Source organism: Flavobacterium sp. T12S277, assembly GCF_048514875.1.
Lineage (GTDB): Bacteria > Bacteroidota > Bacteroidia > Flavobacteriales > Flavobacteriaceae > Flavobacterium.
The window spans coordinates 1-4,256 of the sequence record NZ_JBLYEG010000046.1 but is presented as its reverse complement, the minus strand read 5'-3'; the positions used below and the strand labels follow the sequence as shown (position 1 = coordinate 4,256).

Genomic DNA, 4,256 nt, shown 5'->3' with positions numbered 1-4,256 from the left:
CGTGTAAAGAACTTTTAATTCTAGCAAGTTGTTATGTTCACCCTTTAACCGCTTTTAGAAGAGATAAAAATAAAAAATGTATTTGCAAAAATATTACCACAAAGGTAATGGCAAGTTGTGTTTTGAGATGCTTGAAATGAATTCCGCATCTCAAAACCACTTGCCCTGCCGGGGGTTAGTAAAAAACTCCAAAGTCGTTTTTTAATTAGTTACTATTTACCATTCATAATTTTTTCAATGTCCGAATATTTGTAATACATAAGGCCACCAATTTTAGTAAAAGCGAGCGTTCCATTGATCCGTAAATTTTGCAAAGTGCCGGCAGAAATATTCAGCAATTTTCGGACTTCATAAGATTTTAGCCATTGTTTTGCCTGTTGTGACTGAGGTCGAATGAGTTGTTTTAAATCATTCAAAAGAAGATTTCTGAATTCGTTTAAATCTTCACGAGTGATAACATCGATTAACATAGCATAAGTTTTAGATTGTTATGATGCAAAATTACATAGTTTGGAAGGGTATAATTCAAAATGGGGAGTATACTTGACACCAAATAGGAATTGTTATAGCCTTCCAGTATATCAAAATTAATAAAGATATCTCAATTAGTTTTTCACTGCAACCATAAGCCATAACACCAAAAGTTTATTACATTAGTGCCTTCTTAAGGATTATTAATCCCTAATCTTAATAAACAATTATTTCAAATGTCAGAAGAACAGAAAAAAATATTAGAGCAACAGCTTTGGAATATAGCGAATACTTTACGAGGAAAGATGAATGCGGATGAATTTAGGGATTATATACTAGGATTTATATTTTATAAATATTTGGCTGAAAAAATGGAAATTTTTGCTAATTCCATTTTAGAACAAGATAATATTCAATTTAGAAATATTGATGAAAATACAAAAGAGGGTCAAGAATATATTGAAGCCATCAAAGAGGAATCCCTTGAAAACTTAGGTTATTTTTTGAAACCATCTGAACTTTTTAGCGAAATTGCAAAAAGAGGAAACAGTGGCAGTAATAATTTTATTTTGGCAGATTTACAAAAAATCCTGACCAATATTCAGCTGAGTACAATGGGAACTCAAAGTGAAGAAGATTTTGAAGATCTTTTTTCGGATATGGACTTAAACAGCAATAATTTAGGAAGAACGGCTGAAGCAAGAAACGCAATCATAGTAAAAGTTTTGGTGCATCTTGATGAAATTGATTTTAAGCTTGAACATACCGAACTTGATGTATTAGGCGATGCTTACGAATATCTGATTGGTCAGTTTGCTAGTGGTGCAGGTAAAAAGGCAGGAGAATTTTATACGCCACAAGAGGTTTCTAAAATTCTGGCAAAAATTGTCACAACAGGTAAAAATAGATTAAAATCAGTATATGATCCGACCTGTGGTTCTGGATCGCTATTATTGCGTGTTGCTAGGGAGGTAAAAGATGTCAATAATTTTTACGGGCAGGAAATGAACCGAACCACATACAATCTTGCCCGCATGAATATGATACTCCATGGGGTGCATTATCTAAAATTCGACATAAAGCAAGAGGACACTTTAGAGCACCCGCAACATTTGAATGATATGCCATTCGAAGCTATCGTAGCAAATCCTCCTTTTTCTGCCAATTGGAGTGCAAATCCTTTATTCCTGAATGATGATCGTTTTAGTCAATATGGTAAGTTAGCTCCAGCAGGTAAAGCCGATTTTGCTTTCGTGCAACATATGATTTATCATCTAGCAGAAAACGGTACAATGGCGATTGTATTGCCACACGGCGTTTTGTTTCGTGGTGCAGCAGAATTACACATTCGTAAATATCTTATCGAACAAAAGAATTACTTAGATGCAGTAATTGGTTTGCCTGCAAATATTTTCTATGGCACCAGTATTCCTACATGTATTTTGGTTTTCAAAAAATGCAGAGAAACACCTGATGATATTTTATTTATAGATGCTAGCAAAGAATTTGAAAAGGTTAAAAATCAAAATATGTTGCGAGACAATCACATCAGTAAGATTGTAGAAACCTATCGTAATAGAACAGTAATTGAAAAATACAGTCATTTGGCTAGTTTAAAAGAAGTTGCTGGGAACGATTATAATTTAAATATTCCTCGTTATGTGGATACTTTCGAAGAACAAGAAGAAATTGATATTCAAAAGGTAATGTTCGAAATTAAAGAACTTGAAGCCACACGAGCCAATCTCGATAAGGAAATCGATATTTATTTAAAAGAATTAGAGTTAGTTTTTTAATTTCTTAAATCCTTAATGTTTTTAATAACGAAAAATAAATAATCGAGATGCCGAATAAAAAATTAAAAGTAGGTAACGTTCCTAATTTGAGATTTCCAGGGTTTACTGAGGAGTGGGAAACGAAGAAATTGGCTGATATTAATATTATAAATCCTAAAAATGAAAACTTGCCCTTTTCATTTATCTATATTGATTTGGAAAGTGTAGTTAACGGACGTTTGTTAAAAGAAGAAAGAATTTTAAAAGATGAAGCTCCGAGTAGAGCCCAGAGAAGATTAACAAAAGGTGATATATTATTTCAAATGGTAAGACCCTATCAGAAGAATAATTTGTATTTTGATAAGGAGGGTGACTATGTAGCCTCTACAGGATATGCACAAATAAGAACTTTACAAAATTCTCAGTTCGTTTTTCAGTATCTACATAATCAAAAGTTTGTTGACAAAGTTATTGAAAGATGCACCGGTACAAGTTATCCGGCAATTAATTCATCAGACTTAGGAAATATTAAAATACATTATCCTAATTCGCCAGAGCAAAATAAAATAGCAAACTTTTTAGAATTATTAGATAATCGTATTCAAACCCAAAACAAAATAATTGAGGGTTTAAAATTGTCAAAGCAAACGATAATTAAAAAAATATTTTCTAAAGAATTGAGATTTAAGAATGATGATGAAATTAACTATCCTGATTGGCAAATTAAAAAGTTAGGAGAGATTACACTGCCTGTAAGCAAAAGAAATAAAAGTAATGAAAAATTACCTGTTTATTCCATAAATAACAGATTAGGTTTTGTTCCACAAAATGAGCAATTTGAAGGTATTAATAGTGATGATAGAGGTTATGATATTACACTTTATAAAGTAATTGATAAATATACTTTTGCATATAATCCTGCAAGAATAAATGTCGGTTCTATTGGATATAGCCGAGATTTAGAAAACATTATCATAAGTTCTTTATATGTTTGTTTTGTAACAAATGAATATGTTGATGATAATTTTTTATTTCAATATCTTAAAACCGGAAAATTTAATAAAGAAGTTCTTAAGAATGTGGAAGGAGGAGTTAGAGATTATCTTTTTTATGAAAATTTCGCAAGAATTATATTTGAAATGCCCTGCATCGAAGAACAGAATAAAATAGCTGATTTTCTTTGTACGTTTGATAACAAAATCGATATGGAAACAGATTACTTAAAAAAGTTAGAAGAACAAAAGAAGTATCTGCTTCAAAATATGTTCGTTTAATCTACGGTGATCAACAAAAATTAACAAACTTTAAAATAAAAAGATCAACAGTATTAGATAAACATTTGCTGTGACAGATATTCTTTCTGTTTCTCAAGCTTTATCAAAATTTCTTTTTCGATCCCAATTTTTTGTTCAAAAGCTGAAAGGATCTTTGAAATTGTAAGCTGCTCTTCAATAGAAGGAATTTTTACTTTTATTTTTTCGATTGTAGTTTTCGATAAACTTGGAACACCCGATGCTTCATTATATTCTAACCAGTTAATTGTTTGAAAAAGATGAAATACAAACTTAGGAATACAATACTGGAATGAATGAGTGTAGAATAATGTATCAACTGTCCAAATTTTACCATTGTAATACATTGGTTTGTTTATCGTACCTTTTCTGCCAATGCATACTGTTTCACCATCGTAAAGATATGAATTGATTGATGTCATATAGCCTCCACTTCCAAAAACAGGAGTATCACCATTCAGTAAATGTTTATAATCCTTTCCATTCCCGATTTTCAAAATGTCACCAATTTTTAGTTCTGACCATCCTGAAAACTCATTTCCATCTCCATCCTTAAATCTCAATTCTTGGGAAAAAATTTTATTGCTCAACGTGCAAATTCCGGTTATATTGATCACCCCATTCCGTTTTAAAGTGAGCACCTGATTCCAGTTCAAAATGACCACCTAATTCCGGAGCAAAATGACCACCTCCGTTTTGATTAAAAACTATATTTTTT

At 31.4% G+C, this 4,256-nt stretch carries 4 protein-coding genes; 2 read left to right on the top strand and 2 right to left on the bottom strand.

Annotated features, from left to right (window positions below):
- Nucleotides 1–212: 212 nt before the first annotated feature.
- Nucleotides 213–470 (bottom strand): helix-turn-helix domain-containing protein, encoded by a 258-nt coding sequence (locus tag ACN1CN_RS22560; protein WP_419137916.1) that lies wholly within the window; start codon nt 468–470, stop codon nt 213–215.
- 237 nt (nt 471–707) lie between these two features.
- Here ACN1CN_RS22560 and ACN1CN_RS22555 point away from each other — a divergent pair, with 237 nt between their 5' ends.
- Together ACN1CN_RS22555 and ACN1CN_RS22550 are read left to right on the top strand one after the other, a co-directional pair.
- Nucleotides 708–2,267: a type I restriction-modification system subunit M gene (locus ACN1CN_RS22555; RefSeq protein WP_419137914.1), complete on the top strand. Its 1,560-nt coding sequence runs from the start codon at nt 708–710 to the stop codon at nt 2,265–2,267.
- A gap of 47 nt (nt 2,268–2,314) precedes the next feature.
- Nucleotides 2,315–3,520, top strand: a complete 1,206-nt coding sequence (locus tag ACN1CN_RS22550; protein ID WP_419137912.1) for a restriction endonuclease subunit S — start codon at nt 2,315–2,317, stop codon at nt 3,518–3,520.
- 53 nt (nt 3,521–3,573) lie between these two features.
- On the opposite strand, the gene ACN1CN_RS22545 is transcribed toward ACN1CN_RS22550, so the two are convergent.
- The gene (locus tag ACN1CN_RS22545) at nt 3,574–4,155 is read right to left on the bottom strand and encodes a restriction endonuclease subunit S (RefSeq protein WP_419137910.1); all 582 of its coding nucleotides are present in this window, start codon (nt 4,153–4,155) and stop codon (nt 3,574–3,576) included.
- Nucleotides 4,156–4,256 lie beyond the last annotated feature (101 nt).